Annotated in this window: 12 protein-coding genes; 9 read left to right on the forward strand and 3 right to left on the reverse strand. The window is 61.9% G+C overall.

Annotated features, from left to right (window positions below; all coding sequences use genetic code 11):
* Positions 1–142 precede the first annotated feature (142 nt).
* Together M1D99_RS24255 and M1D99_RS24260 are read left to right on the forward strand one after the other, a co-directional pair.
* Positions 143–1,348 (forward strand): aminotransferase class V-fold PLP-dependent enzyme, encoded by a 1,206-nt coding sequence (locus tag M1D99_RS24255; RefSeq protein WP_458130880.1) that lies wholly within the window; start codon positions 143–145, stop codon positions 1,346–1,348.
* Positions 1,345–1,749, forward strand: a complete 405-nt coding sequence (locus M1D99_RS24260) for a SufE family protein (RefSeq protein ID WP_434572102.1) — start codon at positions 1,345–1,347, stop codon at positions 1,747–1,749. Before M1D99_RS24255 ends, M1D99_RS24260 begins: the two co-directional genes overlap by 4 nt.
* A 126-nt stretch (positions 1,750–1,875) precedes the next feature.
* Here M1D99_RS24260 and tcdA read toward each other — a convergent pair whose 3' ends face one another.
* The gene (tcdA, locus tag M1D99_RS24265; RefSeq protein WP_030139502.1) at positions 1,876–2,694 is read right to left on the reverse strand and encodes a tRNA cyclic N6-threonylcarbamoyladenosine(37) synthase TcdA; all 819 of its coding nucleotides are present in this window, start codon (positions 2,692–2,694) and stop codon (positions 1,876–1,878) included.
* A gap of 285 nt (positions 2,695–2,979) precedes the next feature.
* Between tcdA and dapE the strand changes: the two genes are divergently transcribed.
* The 3 genes from dapE to M1D99_RS24280 all read left to right on the forward strand — a co-directional run bounded on the left by dapE (position 2,980) and on the right by M1D99_RS24280 (position 5,397).
* Positions 2,980–4,131 (forward strand): succinyl-diaminopimelate desuccinylase, encoded by a 1,152-nt coding sequence (gene dapE / locus M1D99_RS24270; RefSeq protein ID WP_186705489.1) that lies wholly within the window; start codon positions 2,980–2,982, stop codon positions 4,129–4,131.
* Complete coding sequence (locus M1D99_RS24275) at positions 4,131–4,940, forward strand: putative RNA methyltransferase (protein ID WP_186705488.1); 810 nt, start codon at positions 4,131–4,133, stop codon at positions 4,938–4,940. The genes dapE and M1D99_RS24275 overlap by 1 nt, the downstream gene beginning before the upstream one ends.
* Positions 4,941–5,019: 79 nt before the next feature.
* Positions 5,020–5,397, forward strand: a complete 378-nt coding sequence (locus M1D99_RS24280; RefSeq protein WP_186705487.1) for a hypothetical protein — start codon at positions 5,020–5,022, stop codon at positions 5,395–5,397.
* A gap of 148 nt (positions 5,398–5,545) precedes the next feature.
* Here the strand turns inward: M1D99_RS24280 and M1D99_RS24285 are convergent, their stop codons facing one another.
* Complete coding sequence (locus tag M1D99_RS24285) at positions 5,546–5,755, reverse strand: cold shock domain-containing protein (RefSeq protein WP_207965472.1); 210 nt, start codon at positions 5,753–5,755, stop codon at positions 5,546–5,548.
* A 250-nt stretch (positions 5,756–6,005) separates the two neighbouring features.
* Between M1D99_RS24285 and plsB the strand changes: the two genes are divergently transcribed.
* The 4 genes from plsB to M1D99_RS24305 all read left to right on the forward strand — a co-directional run bounded on the left by plsB (position 6,006) and on the right by M1D99_RS24305 (position 10,286).
* Positions 6,006–8,504 carry a glycerol-3-phosphate 1-O-acyltransferase PlsB gene (gene plsB, locus M1D99_RS24290; RefSeq protein WP_458130881.1) on the forward strand — a complete coding sequence of 833 codons (2,499 nt, stop codon included), beginning with the start codon at positions 6,006–6,008 and terminating at the stop codon, positions 8,502–8,504.
* 189 nt (positions 8,505–8,693) lie between these two features.
* Positions 8,694–9,068, forward strand: a complete 375-nt coding sequence (locus tag M1D99_RS24295; protein WP_434572110.1) for a hypothetical protein — start codon at positions 8,694–8,696, stop codon at positions 9,066–9,068.
* A 93-nt stretch (positions 9,069–9,161) separates the two neighbouring features.
* Complete coding sequence (locus M1D99_RS24300; protein WP_434572111.1) at positions 9,162–9,566, forward strand: YbaY family lipoprotein; 405 nt, start codon at positions 9,162–9,164, stop codon at positions 9,564–9,566.
* 30 nt (positions 9,567–9,596) lie between these two features.
* On the forward strand, positions 9,597–10,286 hold the full coding sequence (locus M1D99_RS24305; protein WP_434572112.1) for a DUF4197 domain-containing protein: 690 nt from the start codon (positions 9,597–9,599) through the stop codon (positions 10,284–10,286).
* A gap of 188 nt (positions 10,287–10,474) precedes the next feature.
* On the opposite strand, the gene M1D99_RS24310 is transcribed toward M1D99_RS24305, so the two are convergent.
* Positions 10,475–13,540, reverse strand: a complete 3,066-nt coding sequence (locus M1D99_RS24310; RefSeq protein ID WP_434572114.1) for an efflux RND transporter permease subunit — start codon at positions 13,538–13,540, stop codon at positions 10,475–10,477.
* Between the last annotated feature and the right edge of the window lie 4 nt (positions 13,541–13,544).

Raw genomic sequence — 13,544 nt, forward strand, 5'->3', positions numbered from 1 at the left:
TGTGGGAACTGAGCTTGCTCGCGATGGCAGCGACACGGTTTACCGCGAGACCGTGTCATCGTTCATCGCGAGCAAGCTTGGCTCCCACAAATAAAAGCCCGCTCCCACAGGGTCCGGCGTAACTCCAGCAGGGCCCGAAAGCATGTTGATCCAATCCCCTTGGCGCGCCGACTTCCCGGCCATCGCCGCCCTGCAACGGCAAGGCCAGACCTACCTGGACAGCGCCGCCACCACGCAAAAACCCCAAGCCCTGCTGGACGCCCTGACGCACTATTACGCTAACGGCACGGCCAACGTGCACCGTGCGCAACATTTGCCCGGAGCGCTGGCCACCCAGGCATTCGAAGACAGTCGCCTCAAGGTTTCGCAATGGCTCAACGCGAGGGACTGCGGACAGATCGTTTTCACCCACGGCGCCACTTCGGCGTTGAACCTGCTCGCCTACGGACTGGAACATCTGTTCAACCCTGACGATGAAATTGTTGTCAGCGCCCTGGAACATCACGCCAACCTGTTGCCTTGGCAGCAACTGGCCGAGCGTCGCGCGTTGAAGCTCGTAGTGCTGCCGCTGGATGCCGATGGGGTGATCGATACCAATGCCGCCGCCGAGCTGATCGGGCCGCGCACGCGCTTGTTGGCCGTGAGCCAGCTATCCAACGTCCTCGGCACGTGGCAGCCATTGCCGGCATTGCTGGCGATGGCCAAGGCGCAAGATGCGCTGACGGTGATCGATGGCGCCCAGGGTGTCGTCCATGGCCGCCACGATGTGGAGGCACTGGGCTGCGATTTCTATGTATTTTCCAGTCACAAGCTGTACGGCCCCGAAGGCCTGGGGGCGTTGTTCGGTCGCACCGAAGCGCTCAGCAAACTGCGTCACTGGCAATTTGGCGGCGAAATGGTCCAGCAAGCCGATTACCACAGCGCCACCTTCCGCCCGGCGCCGCTGGGTTTCGAGGCCGGCACACCGCCCATCGCCAGCGTGATTGGCCTGGGGGCGACACTCGACTACCTGTCCGGTCTCGACGGGCAAGCGGTCATCGACCATGAAACAGCGTTGCACGACTATTTGATTAGCGGCCTGCTGGCGCGCAACGGCGTGCGCCTGGTCGGCAACCCACGCCTGGCCCTGGTCAGCTTCGTGGTCGAAGGTATCCACAACGCCGACCTGGCGCACCTGCTGACCGAGCAAGGCATCGCTGTGCGCGCCGGGCATCACTGCGCAATGCCGCTGTTCAAGCATTTGAAGCTGTCCGGGGCGATTCGGGTGTCGCTGGCGCTGTACAACGACTCCGCCGATCTCGAACGTTTCTTCGAAGCCCTGGACCAGGCCTTGGAGATGCTGCGATGAGCCTGCCCGCCGACGCCCTCACCGCGTTGCAGGTTTTCCAGGAAGCCTCCGGCTGGGAACAACGCGCCCGGCTGCTGATGCAATGGGGCGAACGCCTGCCGCCCCTGAGCGATGCGGACAAGTGCGAGGCCAACCTCGTCCACGGCTGTGAGAGCCAGGTGTGGCTGGTGGGTCGCTTGCACGACGGGCACTGGCAGTTTTCCGCCAGCAGCGATGCGCGGGTGATCCGGGGGTTGGTGGCGTTGTTGCTGGCGCGGGTCAATGGCTTGTCCGCTGACGAGTTGCAGCAGGTGGATTTGCCGGATTGGTTCAATCAGTTGGGGTTGTCGCGACAGCTGTCGCCGTCGCGCAGCAATGGGTTGAATGCGGTGTTGAAGCGGATGCGCGAGTTGACGCAATAACTGTGGCGAGGGAGCTTGCTCCCGCTTGAGTGCGAAGCGCTCATGAAAATGGGGACTGCTGCGCAGTCCAGCGGGAGCAAGCTCCCTCGCCACAGGCTCACCACTCCCTTAGTGAGCAGCGTTGCATTACTGACCGGGCTTGACCCGATCCGCCGGCCGTCGCACACCCGCCACGATCTTATCCACAGCCTTGGTCGCCGCGACCATGCCGAACGTCGCCGTGACCATCATCACCGCGCCAAACCCACCCGCGCAGTCGAGCTTGACGCCGTCACCGACAAAACTCTTCTGCAAGCAAATGCTGCCGTCCGGCTTCGGGTAGCGCAGTTGTTCGGTAGAGAACACGCAAGGCACGCTGTAGTGGCGGGTCACGGTGCGGGAAAAGCCGTAGTCGCGGCGCAAGGTGGAGCGCACCTTGGAGGCCAGTGGATCGTTGAACGTACGGTTCAAGTCGCAGACCTGGATCAGCGTCGGGTCGATCTGCCCACCCGCGCCGCCGGTGGTGATGATCTGGATCTTGCGGCGCTTGCACCAGGCGATCAGCGCGGCCTTGGCGTTGACGCTGTCGATGCAGTCGATCACGCAATCGATGTTCGGCGTGATGTACTCGGCCATGGTGTCGCGGGTGACGAAGTCCGCCACCGCGTGCACCGTGCAGTCGGGGTTGATCCCGCGCAACCGCTCGGCCATGACCTCGACCTTGGGCTTGCCGACGGTGCTGTCCAGGGCGTGCAACTGACGGTTCGCGTTGCTCACGCAGACATCGTCCAGGTCGAACAGCGAAATCTCGCCCACGCCGCAACGGGCAATGGCTTCCGCCGCCCAGGACCCGACACCGCCGACGCCGACAATCGCCACATGGGCCGCCCGCAGGCGCTCCAGGCCTTCGATGCCATACAAACGGGCGATGCCGGCAAACCGTGGATCTTCTGTACTCATGACCATTACCCCAAAAACCGGCGCGCATTATAGGGCTTTGTCGCGGCAATTTAAGCAAAACCTCTGTGGGATTTGTGTTCCAACCGACCAGCACCAGGGGCCCATGGTGGTCGTTTTGCTATAAGATAACCGCCATTTTGTAAGCGTCGGCCGAATACCATCCAACGGTCGAACTCAGGACCTGTGGGAGCGGGCTTGCTCGCGAAGGCGTCATCACTGACGCTAAGAGCTTCGCGAGCAAGCCCGCTCCCACATGGACTGCGATCTCCTTTCCAGCTTCCGGAGTTTTCCATGACGGCCCACGCCGACCTCTCGCCGACCCTGCAACTCGCCTGCGACCTGATTCGCCGTCCGTCCGTGACGCCGGTGGATGCCGATTGCCAAAACATCATGATGCAGCGCCTGGGCGACGCCGGTTTCAAGCTTGAGCCGATGCGTATCGAGGATGTGGATAACTTCTGGGCCAGCCATGGCAAGCATGACGGGCCGGTGCTGTGCTTCGCCGGGCACACCGACGTGGTGCCGACCGGTCCGGTGCAGGCCTGGCAGCTCGACCCGTTCAACGCGGTCATCGACGAGCAGGGCATGCTCTGCGGCCGTGGCGCGGCGGACATGAAAGGCAGCCTGGCGGCGATGGTCGTGGCGGCCGAGCGGTTCGTCGCCGACTACCCGGACCACAAGGGCTCGCTGACTTTCCTGATCACCAGCGATGAAGAAGGCCCGGCCCACCACGGCACCAAAGCCGTGGTCGAACGCCTCAAGGCCCGCCAGGAACGCCTGGACTGGTGCATCGTCGGCGAGCCGTCGAGCACCACGTTGGTGGGCGACGTGGTCAAGAATGGCCGGCGCGGCTCCCTCGGCGCGAAGCTGACCGTGCGCGGCAAGCAAGGCCACGTGGCTTATCCACACCTGGCGAAGAACCCGATCCATCTGGCCGCGCCGGCCCTGGCTGAATTGGCGGCCGAGCATTGGGACCACGGCAACGATTTCTTCCCGCCGACCAGTTTCCAGATTTCCAACCTCAATTCCGGCACCGGTGCGACCAACGTGATCCCCGGTGACCTGGAAGCGGTGTTCAATTTCCGTTTCTCCACCGAATCCACCGTCGAAGGCCTGCAACAACGCGTCGCCGATATCCTTGACAAGCATCAACTGGACTGGCACATCGACTGGGCCTTGTCCGGCCTGCCATTCCTCACTGAGCCGGGTGCCTTGCTGGACGCCGTGTCGTCGAGCATCAAGGACGTGACCGGACGCGAAACCAAAGCCTCCACCAGCGGCGGCACGTCCGACGGTCGTTTCATCGCCACCATGGGCACGCAAGTGGTAGAACTGGGGCCGGTCAACGCGACCATCCATCAGGTCAACGAACGTGTGCTGGCCGCCGATCTCGACGTGCTCACCGAGATCTACTACAAGACGCTGATCAAGTTGCTCGCCTAATGCTTGCCTGTCCGATCTGCAGTGAGCCGCTGAACGCGGCGGACACCGGCGTGGTGTGCCCGGCCGGGCATCGGTTCGACCGTGCGCGGCAGGGTTACCTGAACCTGCTGCCGGTGCAGCACAAGAACAGCCGCGACCCTGGCGACAACCAGGCGATGGTCGAAGCTCGCCGCGACTTTCTCAACGCCGGGCATTACGCCCCGGTCGCCCGGCGCCTGGCCGAGCTGGCCGCCGAACGTGCGCCTGGGCGCTGGCTCGACATCGGTTGCGGTGAAGGCTACTACACCGCGCAAATTGCCGAAGCGCTGCCCAATGCCGATGGCTATGCCCTGGACATCTCTCGCGAAGCGGTCAAACGAGCCTGCAAGCGTAACCCGCAACTGACCTGGTTGATCGCCAGCATGGCCCGGGTGCCGCTGGCGGACGGCTGTTGCCAGTTCCTGGCCAGCGTTTTCAGCCCGCTGGACTGGCAGGAGGCCAAGCGCTTGCTCAGCCCCGGCGGCGGACTGATGAAAGTCGGCCCTACCGCCGGCCACCTGATGGAATTGCGCGAGCGTCTCTACGACGAAGTGCGCGAATACACCGACGACAAGCACCTGGCCCTGGTACCACCGGGCATGGAGCTGGATCACAGCGAAACCCTCGAATTCACACTGGTGCTCACCGATGGCCAGGACCGCGCCAACCTGCTGGCGATGACGCCCCATGGCTGGCGCGCCAGTGCCGAACGCCGTGCCAGCGTGATCGAGCAGGCCGAGCCGTTCGAAGTCACGGTGTCGATGCGCTACGATTATTTCATTCTTCAATAATGACCTTTTGGCCTCGGGCAATCGCCTGGGGCCAGTTAAATCCGCGAATGGATTTTTCAAGACCGCAGCGAGGACATCCATGCGCCAACCCGATATCGAGATTTACCTGAAGGACGCCGACGTCGACCACAAGGCCATTGCCCACTGGCTCGGCCAGGCCCTGGGCCCTTGCAGCGACTGGGTACAGAAAGGCCAGACCTACAAGTGCAAGGCTGGCAACATCCCGGTGACCTGGCTGCCGAAGGCCGTGGGCAAATGGAACAGCCTGTACCTGGAAAGCGACCAGACCCCGTGGGAAGACGACATCGCCTGCGCCCGCGCCGCCTTCGCCGCGCTGAACGTCGAAGTGCGCTGCGCGCCTGGCTCCTGGGTGGAAGAGGAAGGGGAAGAATCGGCGGACCGCTGGATTCGCATCAGCGCCGATGGGGAAGAAGAGATTACCTGGAAGACGGCGTGACCCTAGTCTCAGGTCCAACCTGAACCTAAATGTGGGAGCGGGCTTGCTCGCGAAAGCGGTATATCAGGCAATATTTTCATTGGCTGACACACCGCTTTCGCGAGCAAGCCCGCTCCCACAAGGGATTTGCAGTGACTGCAAGAACGGGTTACAACCCCACCACATCCTCAGCCTGCAAGCCCTTCTGCCCTTCCACCACCGCGTACTCGACCTGCTGGCCTTCAGTCAGTGAACGGTGGCCTTCGCCGCGAATCGCGCGGTAATGCACGAATACATCCGCGCTGCCTTCACGCTGGATGAAGCCGTAACCCTTCGCATCGTTGAACCACTTCACACTGCCGGTTTCCCGTGCTGCCATGATGCTCACTCCCATCTCTTATTATTAAGTCGGCTTTTCCCGCCCGACTGCAAAAGGCAAAGCCGTACGAACCCAAGCCACCGTCCGGCCGTCCATGGAGAAGACCGGAGCAGTAACCGGCCGAGTATATGACACCCGGAAAAACTCTCAACTGACTTTACTTCGGCGCTTTTTTGCCGATTTTCGATGAATCCGGCACACTAGCGAGCCCGAGCAGCCGCTCGGTTTTATCCACTCATGCAGAAGCCGTATGACCCGCTCCCCGTTCCGCCGTCTTGTGTTTGGCACCCTGCGCCGACTGTTGTACCTCTGGGTTCGCTCCGAGACGATCAACCAGTCGTCCTTCACCCTCAACCTCGACCGCAGTCGTCCGGTGTTCTACGTCCTGCAAGATCCCTCGCTCACCGACCTGGCGGTGCTCGACACCGAATGCACCAAGGCCGGCCTGCCCCGTCCGGTGCTCCCGGTCTCGGTGGGCAACCTGCTGGAGCCGGCGGCGTTTTTCTACCTGACGCCAGCGCCAGACTGGATCGGGCGCCAGGACAAGCGCGGTGCGCCGCCCACCCTGACGCGGCTGGTCGACGCCCTGACCCACAACGCCGCCGAAGATGCACAGATCATCCCGGTCAGCGTGTTCTGGGGGCAGTCGCCGGACAGCGAATCCAGCCCCTGGAAGCTGTTGTTTGCCGACAGCTGGGCCGTCACCGGGCGCCTGCGTCGCCTGCTGAGCATCATGATCCTGGGGCGCAAGACCCGCGTGCAATTCTCCGCGCCGATCCACCTGCGCGAATTGATCGAACACGACAAGGGTCACGAACGCACCGTGCGCATGGCCCAGCGGATTTTGCGGGTGCACTTCCGCAATCTGAAGGCGGCGGTCATCGGCCCTGACATTTCCCACCGACGCCACTTGGTCAAGGGCCTGTTGAACCAGCCGCTGGTCAAGCAGGCGATTGCCGAGGAAGCCGAGCGGGAAAAGATCTCCCCGGAAAAAGCCAAGGCCCAGGCCCTGCGCTACGGCAACGAAATTGCCTCGGACTACACCTACACCGCGATCCGTTTCCTGGAAGTGGTGCTGAGCTGGTTCTGGAACAAGATCTACGACGGCATCAAGGTCAACCACATCGAAGGCGTGCAGAACGTCGCCCAGGGCCACGAAGTCATCTATGTGCCGTGCCACCGCAGCCACATCGACTACCTGCTGCTGTCATACCTGCTGTTTCGCAACGGCCTGACGCCGCCGCACATCGCTGCCGGCATCAACCTCAACATGCCGGTGATCGGCGGCCTGCTGCGCCGTGGCGGGGCGTTTTTCATGCGCCGCACCTTCAAGGGCAACCCGCTCTACACCGCGGTATTCAACGAATACCTGCACACGCTGTTCACCAAAGGCTTTCCGGTGGAATACTTCGTCGAGGGCGGTCGTTCGCGCACCGGGCGCATGCTGCAACCCAAGACTGGCATGCTCGCCATCACCCTGCGCAGCTTCCTGCGTTCGTCACGCATGCCCATCGTCTTCGTGCCGGTCTACATCGGTTATGAACGGGTATTGGAAGGCCGCACCTACCTGGGCGAACTGCGCGGGGCCAGCAAGAAAAAAGAATCGATCTTCGACATCTTCAAGGTCATCGGCGCCCTCAAGCAGCGCTTCGGCCAGGTGGCGGTGAACTTCGGCGAACCCATCAAGCTGGCGGAATTCCTCGACAGCGAACAACCGGATTGGCGCCAACAGGAATTGGGCCCGCAATTCAAACCGGCCTGGCTCAACGCGACCACCCACCGCCTCGGCGAACGCGTGGCCCGGCACCTGAACGAAGCCGCGGCCATCAACCCGGTCAACCTCGTCGCCCTGGCGCTGCTGTCCACCAGCCGCCTGGCCCTGGACGACCGCGCCATGGCCCGGGTGCTCGACCTGTACCTGGCGTTGTTGCGCAAAGTCCCGTACTCGCCCCATACCACCCTGCCCGAAGGCGATGGCCAAGCGCTGATCAAGCACGTCAAAGGCATGGACCTGCTGTCGGAACAGAGCGATGCCCTGGGCAAGATTCTGTACCTGGACGAGCAGAACGCGGTGCTGATGACCTACTACCGCAACAACGTGCTGCACATCTTCGCCCTGCCGGCGTTGCTGGCGAGCTTCTTCCAGAGCAGCTCGCGCATGAGCCGCGAACAGATCCTGCGCTACACCCATGCGTTGTACCCGTACCTGCAATCGGAGCTGTTCATTCGCTGGTCGCTGGAAGAACTGGACGGCGTGGTCGACCAGTGGCTCGACGCGTTCGTCGAACAGGGCCTGCTGCGTTTCGAAAACGACCTGTACCTGCGTCCGGCGCCAAGTTCGCGGCACTTCGTGCTGCTGACGTTGCTGTCGAAAAGCATCGCCCAGACCTTGCAGCGCTTCTACATGACCGTCTCGCTGCTGCTCAACAGCGGTCAAAACACCGTCAGCGCCGAAGAACTGGAAGACCTCTGCACCGTCATGGCCCAGCGCCTGTCGATCCTGCATGGCCTGAATGCGCCGGAATTCTTCGACAAGAGCCTGTTCCGCCACTTTATCCAGACGATGCTCGACCTCGACGTGCTGCGCCGGGACGAAGCGGGCAAGCTCAGCTATCACGAGCTGCTCGGCGAACTGGCCGAAGGTGCGGCCAAGCGGGTGCTGCCGGCGGAGATTCGTTTGTCGATCCGCCAGGTGGCATTGCATCGCAGTGAAGACGCGGCGGAGGTCGCCGTCAACCCCGACCTTTGACGCATGCCGATCACTCACCGTGAACAGAGAACGGTTCTGGTGAGTGCATCGGTCGATAGACAGGCGTACTCCGACGTTGCGCAGCGGCCAAAGCGACGTCAAACGGAGAAAAGACCTACAGAGAACTTTGGAGCAGCTCTCTAGGATGGGCTTACGTCAATCTCGACGTATTGAAAAGGAATTCAACTCATGAAACACGCAATCAACGTAACACTGCGTCTGCCAGACGATTATCAAGTCCCACAAACAGGCGCAGGGGACTATGCAATTTCCATCGAAAAAAAGACCGGCCTGCCAGGCGCCTATCCTGCCATCAGCTCCAACGTATTTCCGGCGGGAACACCTCTGGTCTTTTCCTTCCACATCGTTCCCGGTTTCGACCCGGCTGTCCCAGGGGATGAGTTCTCGGCGAAGATGCAAATCAACCATGAAGGCACTGACCTTCTAGCCGATAACGAACACACCTTCATTTGGAATGGAGGCGATCAAGACGTTGAGATCGATCTGAGCCTGGCGCCCTCGTCGGCCAATGAAACTGATCGTTCGATCGCGTCCAACGTCTGAGTCGTTACGTTTCGGCTGGATTTTTAGTGCCGAATCCTCCAGATTCTCTTTGACGCCAGCGTGTTGCTGGCGTCAAAGGAAAGGTACTTCCACATGAAAAAATGTCTTCTGCTTGCATTCACTTCACTGCTGGCCGCGTGCCAATCATCAACGCCACCCGCCGCCTCCGTCGCGAGCCTCGATGGCGAAGTCTTCTATCTGCAACGCATCGCCCTGCCGCCCAACGCCACCTTGAGCGTGAGCCTGCAGGACGTTTCCCTGGCCGACGCTCCCGCGGTGGTGCTCGATGAGCAGCGCGGCCCGGTCAAAGGCCAGGTCCCGTTGCCGTTCCACCTCAGTTATGATCCCAACCAGGTCAAGCCCGGCCATCGTTATGCCGTGAGCGCCCGCATCGAAGTGGACGGCCAGTTGATGTTCATCACCACTGAACAGCATACGGTCCAACTCGATGGCAAAGATCCGCAGCCGTTGAAGATTCGCGTCAACGCCGCACGCTGATTCCTTTTAAATTCCATCAAGGAAGCTGCCATGCTCCGCTCTACCCTTCGTTTCACCGGCCTGTGTGCCGGCCTGTTGATCTGCGCCAATGCCATGGCCCTGTCCCTGGGCGAACTGTCGCAACAAGATGCCACGGGTGGCCTCAAGGACGCCTTGACCCAAGGCGCACAGGTGGCGGTCAAGCAACTGGGCACACCCGGCGGCTTCAGCAACAACCCGGACGTGAAGATCGAACTGCCAGGCAAGCTGGGCAAAGTTGCCAGCAAGATGAAGGCCTTCGGCATGGGCGAGCAGGTCGATCAACTGGAAACCAGCATGAACCAGGCTGCTGAGGCCGCAGTGGTCCAGGCCCAGCCGATCCTGGTCAATGCCGTGAAGAACATGAGCGTGAGCGATGCCAAGGGCATCTTGAGCGGCGGCAACGACTCGGCCACGCAATACCTGAACAAGAGCAGCCGCGAGCAGATCCGCGCCAAGTTCCTGCCCATCGTCAAGCAAGCCACCGACAAGGTCGGCCTGGCCCAACAATACAATGCCTTCGCCGGCCAGGCCGCCACTTTCGGCGTGCTGGATGCCAAGAGCGCCAACATCGAAAACTACGTGACCGAACAGGCGCTGGACGGCTTGTTCGAAATGATCGGCAAGCAGGAAGCCACCATTCGCCAGAACCCGGCGGCTGCGGCGACCAGTTTGGCGAAGAAGGTGTTCGGTACGCTCTAAGCCAAGCGCAAAAACACTGTGGGAGCGAGCCTGCTCGCGATGAATACACCGTCTATCTGACAAACCACAATCCTGTGGCGAGGGAGCTTGCTCCCGCTGGGCTGCGCAGCGGCCCCAAGCTTTTGCGGTTGCTGCGCAACCGAGCGGGAGCAAGCTCCCTCGCCACAGGTTAGGTGTACACCTGTTGATCAGGTTTTCTTGACCCTGAACCACGCCGCATACAACGCTGGCAGGAACAACAGCGTCAACGCCGTGGCCACGATCAGGCCGCCCATGATCGCCACCGCCATCGGCCCGAAGAACAAACTGCGCGACAGCGGGATCATCGCCAGCACCGCCGCCAGTGCGGTGAGCACGATGGGGCGGAAGCGTCGCACCGTGGCTTCGATGATCGCCTGCCAAGGCGCCAGCCCGGCCTTGATGTCCTGCTCGATCTGGTCCACCAGGATCACCGAGTTGCGCATGATCATCCCCGACAGCGCAATGGTGCCCAGCATGGCGACGAAGCCGAACGGCTGGCGGAACACCAGCAGGAACAGCGTGACGCCGATCAATCCCAGGGGCGCCGTAAGGAACACCATGGCCGTGCGTGAGAAGCTGCGCAGTTGCAGCATCAGCAGCGTCAGCACCACCACGATGAACAACGGCACACCGGCATTCACCGATTTCTGGCCACGGGCCGAATCCTCCACCGTACCGCCCACTTCCAGCAGGTAACCGTCCGGCAGCTCGGCGCGAATCGGGTCCAGGGTCGGGAAGATCTGTTGCACCAGGGTTGCCGGTTGTTCCTTGCCGTAGATATCGGCCCGCACGGTCACGCTCGGCAGCCGATTGCGGTGCCAGATCACGCCCTCCTCGAAACCGTATTCCAACGTCGCGATCTGCGACAAGGCAACACTCTTGCCGTTGTCGGTCGGCACTGCCAGGCTCGGCAGCAACGACAACTCGGTGCGCTCATGCACCGTACCGCGCAGCAAAATCTCGATCAATTCATTGTCTTCCCGGTACTGGCTGACGCTGGAGCCGGTGAGGGAGCTGCGCAGGAAACTCGCCAGGTGGGTGGTGCTGACACCCAGGGCCCGGGCGCGGTCCTGGTCAACGTTGAGGTACACCACCTTGCTCGGCTCCTCCCAGTCCAGATGCACGTTGACCACGTAGGGGTTTTCGCGAACTTTTGTCGCCACTTTCCGCGCCAGGGCCCGGACTTCTTCGATGTGCTCACCCGTGACGCGGAACTGCACCGGATAGCCGACCGGCGGGCCGTTTTCCAGGCGCGTGACCCGCGAGCGCAGGGTCGGAAATTGCTCGTTCAGGGTCGAAATCAACCAACTGCGCAACGGCTCGCGATCTTCGATGGTCTTGGCCAGCACCACGAACTGGGCGAAGCTGGAGGCCGGCAGCTGTTGGTCCAACGGCAGGTAGAAACGCGGTGAACCGGTGCCGACGTAGGCTACGTAATTGTCGATGCCGGCATGGTCCTTGAGCAGCGCTTCCAGGCGCTTGACCTGTTCGGCGGTGTTGCTCAGGGAGGCGCCTTCCTGCAGTTTCAAGTCGACCATCAGTTCCAGCCGCCCCGATGCCGGAAAGAACTGCTGCGGCACGAAACGGAACAACGCCACCGAGCCGACAAACAACAGCACGGTCAGCAGGATGACGGTTTTGCGCCGACGCACGCACCACTCCACCATCCGCCGGACACGCTGATAGAACGGCGTGCCGTAAGGGTCGGTCTGGCCGTCAGTCGTGCCATGTTTGGCCGCGTGAATTTTCGCCAGGTCCGGCAGGAGTTTTTCCCCCAGGTACGGTACGAACACCACGGCAGCCACCCAAGAGGCCAGCAATGCCAGTGTCACCACCTGGAAAATCGAGCGGGTGTATTCGCCGGTGCCCGATTGCGCGGTGGCGATCGGCAGGAAGCCCGCCGCCGTAATCAAGGTACCGGTGAGCATCGGGAATGCGGTGCTGGTCCAGGCGAAGCTGGCCGCCTTGATCCGGTCGAAACCCTGCTCCATCTTGATCGCCATCATCTCCACCGCAATGATCGCGTCGTCCACCAGCAACCCCAGGGCCAACACCAGCGCACCGAGGGAAATCTTGTGCAGGCCGATCCCCAGGTAATACATGGCGGCGAAGGTCATCGCCAACACCAGCGGAATCGCCAGGGCCACCACCATCCCGGTGCGCAACCCGAGGGAGAAGAAGCTCACCAGCAACACGATCGTCAGGGCTTCCACCAGCACCTGGACGAACTCACCGACCCCGGTCTTTACCGCCGCCGGCTGGTCCGACACCTTGTGCAATTGCATGCCGGCCGGCAGTGAGTTCTGGAGGCGAGCAAAGTCGACCTCAAGGGCCTTGCCCAGAATCAGGATATCCCCGCCTTGCTTCATCGCCACGGCCAGGCCAATGGCGTCCTCGCCCATGAAGCGCATGCGGGGCGCTGGCGGGTCGTTGAAACCGCGGCGCACGTCCGCCAGGTCGCTGATACGGAACGTCCGGTCGCCGACCCGGATCGGGAAGTTGCGGATCTCCTCCACGGTCTGGAAATTCCCCGAGACCCGTAGCTGCAAACGCTCGCTGCCGGTTTCGAAGAAGCCGGCGGTGGAAACCGTGTTCTGCTCTTCAAGGGCCTGCTGGACCGCCGCCAAGGGCAGGCCGAGGGTCGCCAGCTTAACGTTCGACAACTCGATCCAGATCTTCTCGTCCTGCAAACCGATCAGTTCGACCTTGCCCACATCCTTGACCCGCTGCAGCTGGAGCTGGATGCGATCGGCGTAGTCCTTGAGCACGGCATAGTCGAAGCCTTCGCCAGTCAGCGCGTAGATATTGCCGAAGGTGGTGCCGAATTCATCGTTGAAGAACGGCCCCTGGACATCCGGCGGCAAGGTGTGGCGAATGTCGCCGATCTTCTTGCGCAACTGATACCACAGCTCGGGAATCTGCGCCGAATGCATGGAATCACGCGCCGCGAAAGTCACCTGGGATTCCCCCGGGCGGGAGAACGAGACGATCTTTTCGTAATCGCCGGTTTCCATCAGCTTCTTTTCGATACGCTCGGTGACTTGGCGCGACACTTCCTCGGCCGTCGCTCCCGGCCACACGGTGCGAATGACCATGGCCTTGAAGGTGAACGGCGGATCCTCGCTCTGGCCGAGCTTGGTGTAGGAAAGCGCCCCGACGATGGCCAGCAACAGCATCAGGAACAGTACGATCTGGCGGTTACGCAACGCCCATTCGGAAAGATTGAAACCCATTGGG

It is taken from the genome of Pseudomonas sp. R3-41, from assembly GCF_054161485.1.

Bases quoted from the DNA above. Each gene is read 5' to 3' on its own strand.
- M1D99_RS24255 (WP_458130880.1), top strand. From the start codon at position 143: ATGTTGATCCAATCCCCTTGGCGCGCCGACTTCCCGGCCATCGCCGCC.
- M1D99_RS24260 (WP_434572102.1), top strand. From the start codon at position 1,345: ATGAGCCTGCCCGCCGACGCCCTCACCGCGTTGCAGGTTTTCCAGGAA.
- tcdA (WP_030139502.1), bottom strand. From the start codon at position 2,694: ATGGTCATGAGTACAGAAGATCCACGGTTTGCCGGCATCGCCCGTTTG.
- dapE (WP_186705489.1), top strand. From the start codon at position 2,980: ATGACGGCCCACGCCGACCTCTCGCCGACCCTGCAACTCGCCTGCGAC.
- M1D99_RS24275 (WP_186705488.1), top strand. From the start codon at position 4,131: ATGCTTGCCTGTCCGATCTGCAGTGAGCCGCTGAACGCGGCGGACACC.
- M1D99_RS24280 (WP_186705487.1), top strand. From the start codon at position 5,020: ATGCGCCAACCCGATATCGAGATTTACCTGAAGGACGCCGACGTCGAC.
- M1D99_RS24285 (WP_207965472.1), bottom strand. From the start codon at position 5,755: ATGGCAGCACGGGAAACCGGCAGTGTGAAGTGGTTCAACGATGCGAAG.
- plsB (WP_458130881.1), top strand. From the start codon at position 6,006: ATGACCCGCTCCCCGTTCCGCCGTCTTGTGTTTGGCACCCTGCGCCGA.
- M1D99_RS24295 (WP_434572110.1), top strand. From the start codon at position 8,694: ATGAAACACGCAATCAACGTAACACTGCGTCTGCCAGACGATTATCAA.
- M1D99_RS24300 (WP_434572111.1), top strand. From the start codon at position 9,162: ATGAAAAAATGTCTTCTGCTTGCATTCACTTCACTGCTGGCCGCGTGC.
- M1D99_RS24305 (WP_434572112.1), top strand. From the start codon at position 9,597: ATGCTCCGCTCTACCCTTCGTTTCACCGGCCTGTGTGCCGGCCTGTTG.
- M1D99_RS24310 (WP_434572114.1), bottom strand. From the start codon at position 13,540: ATGGGTTTCAATCTTTCCGAATGGGCGTTGCGTAACCGCCAGATCGTA.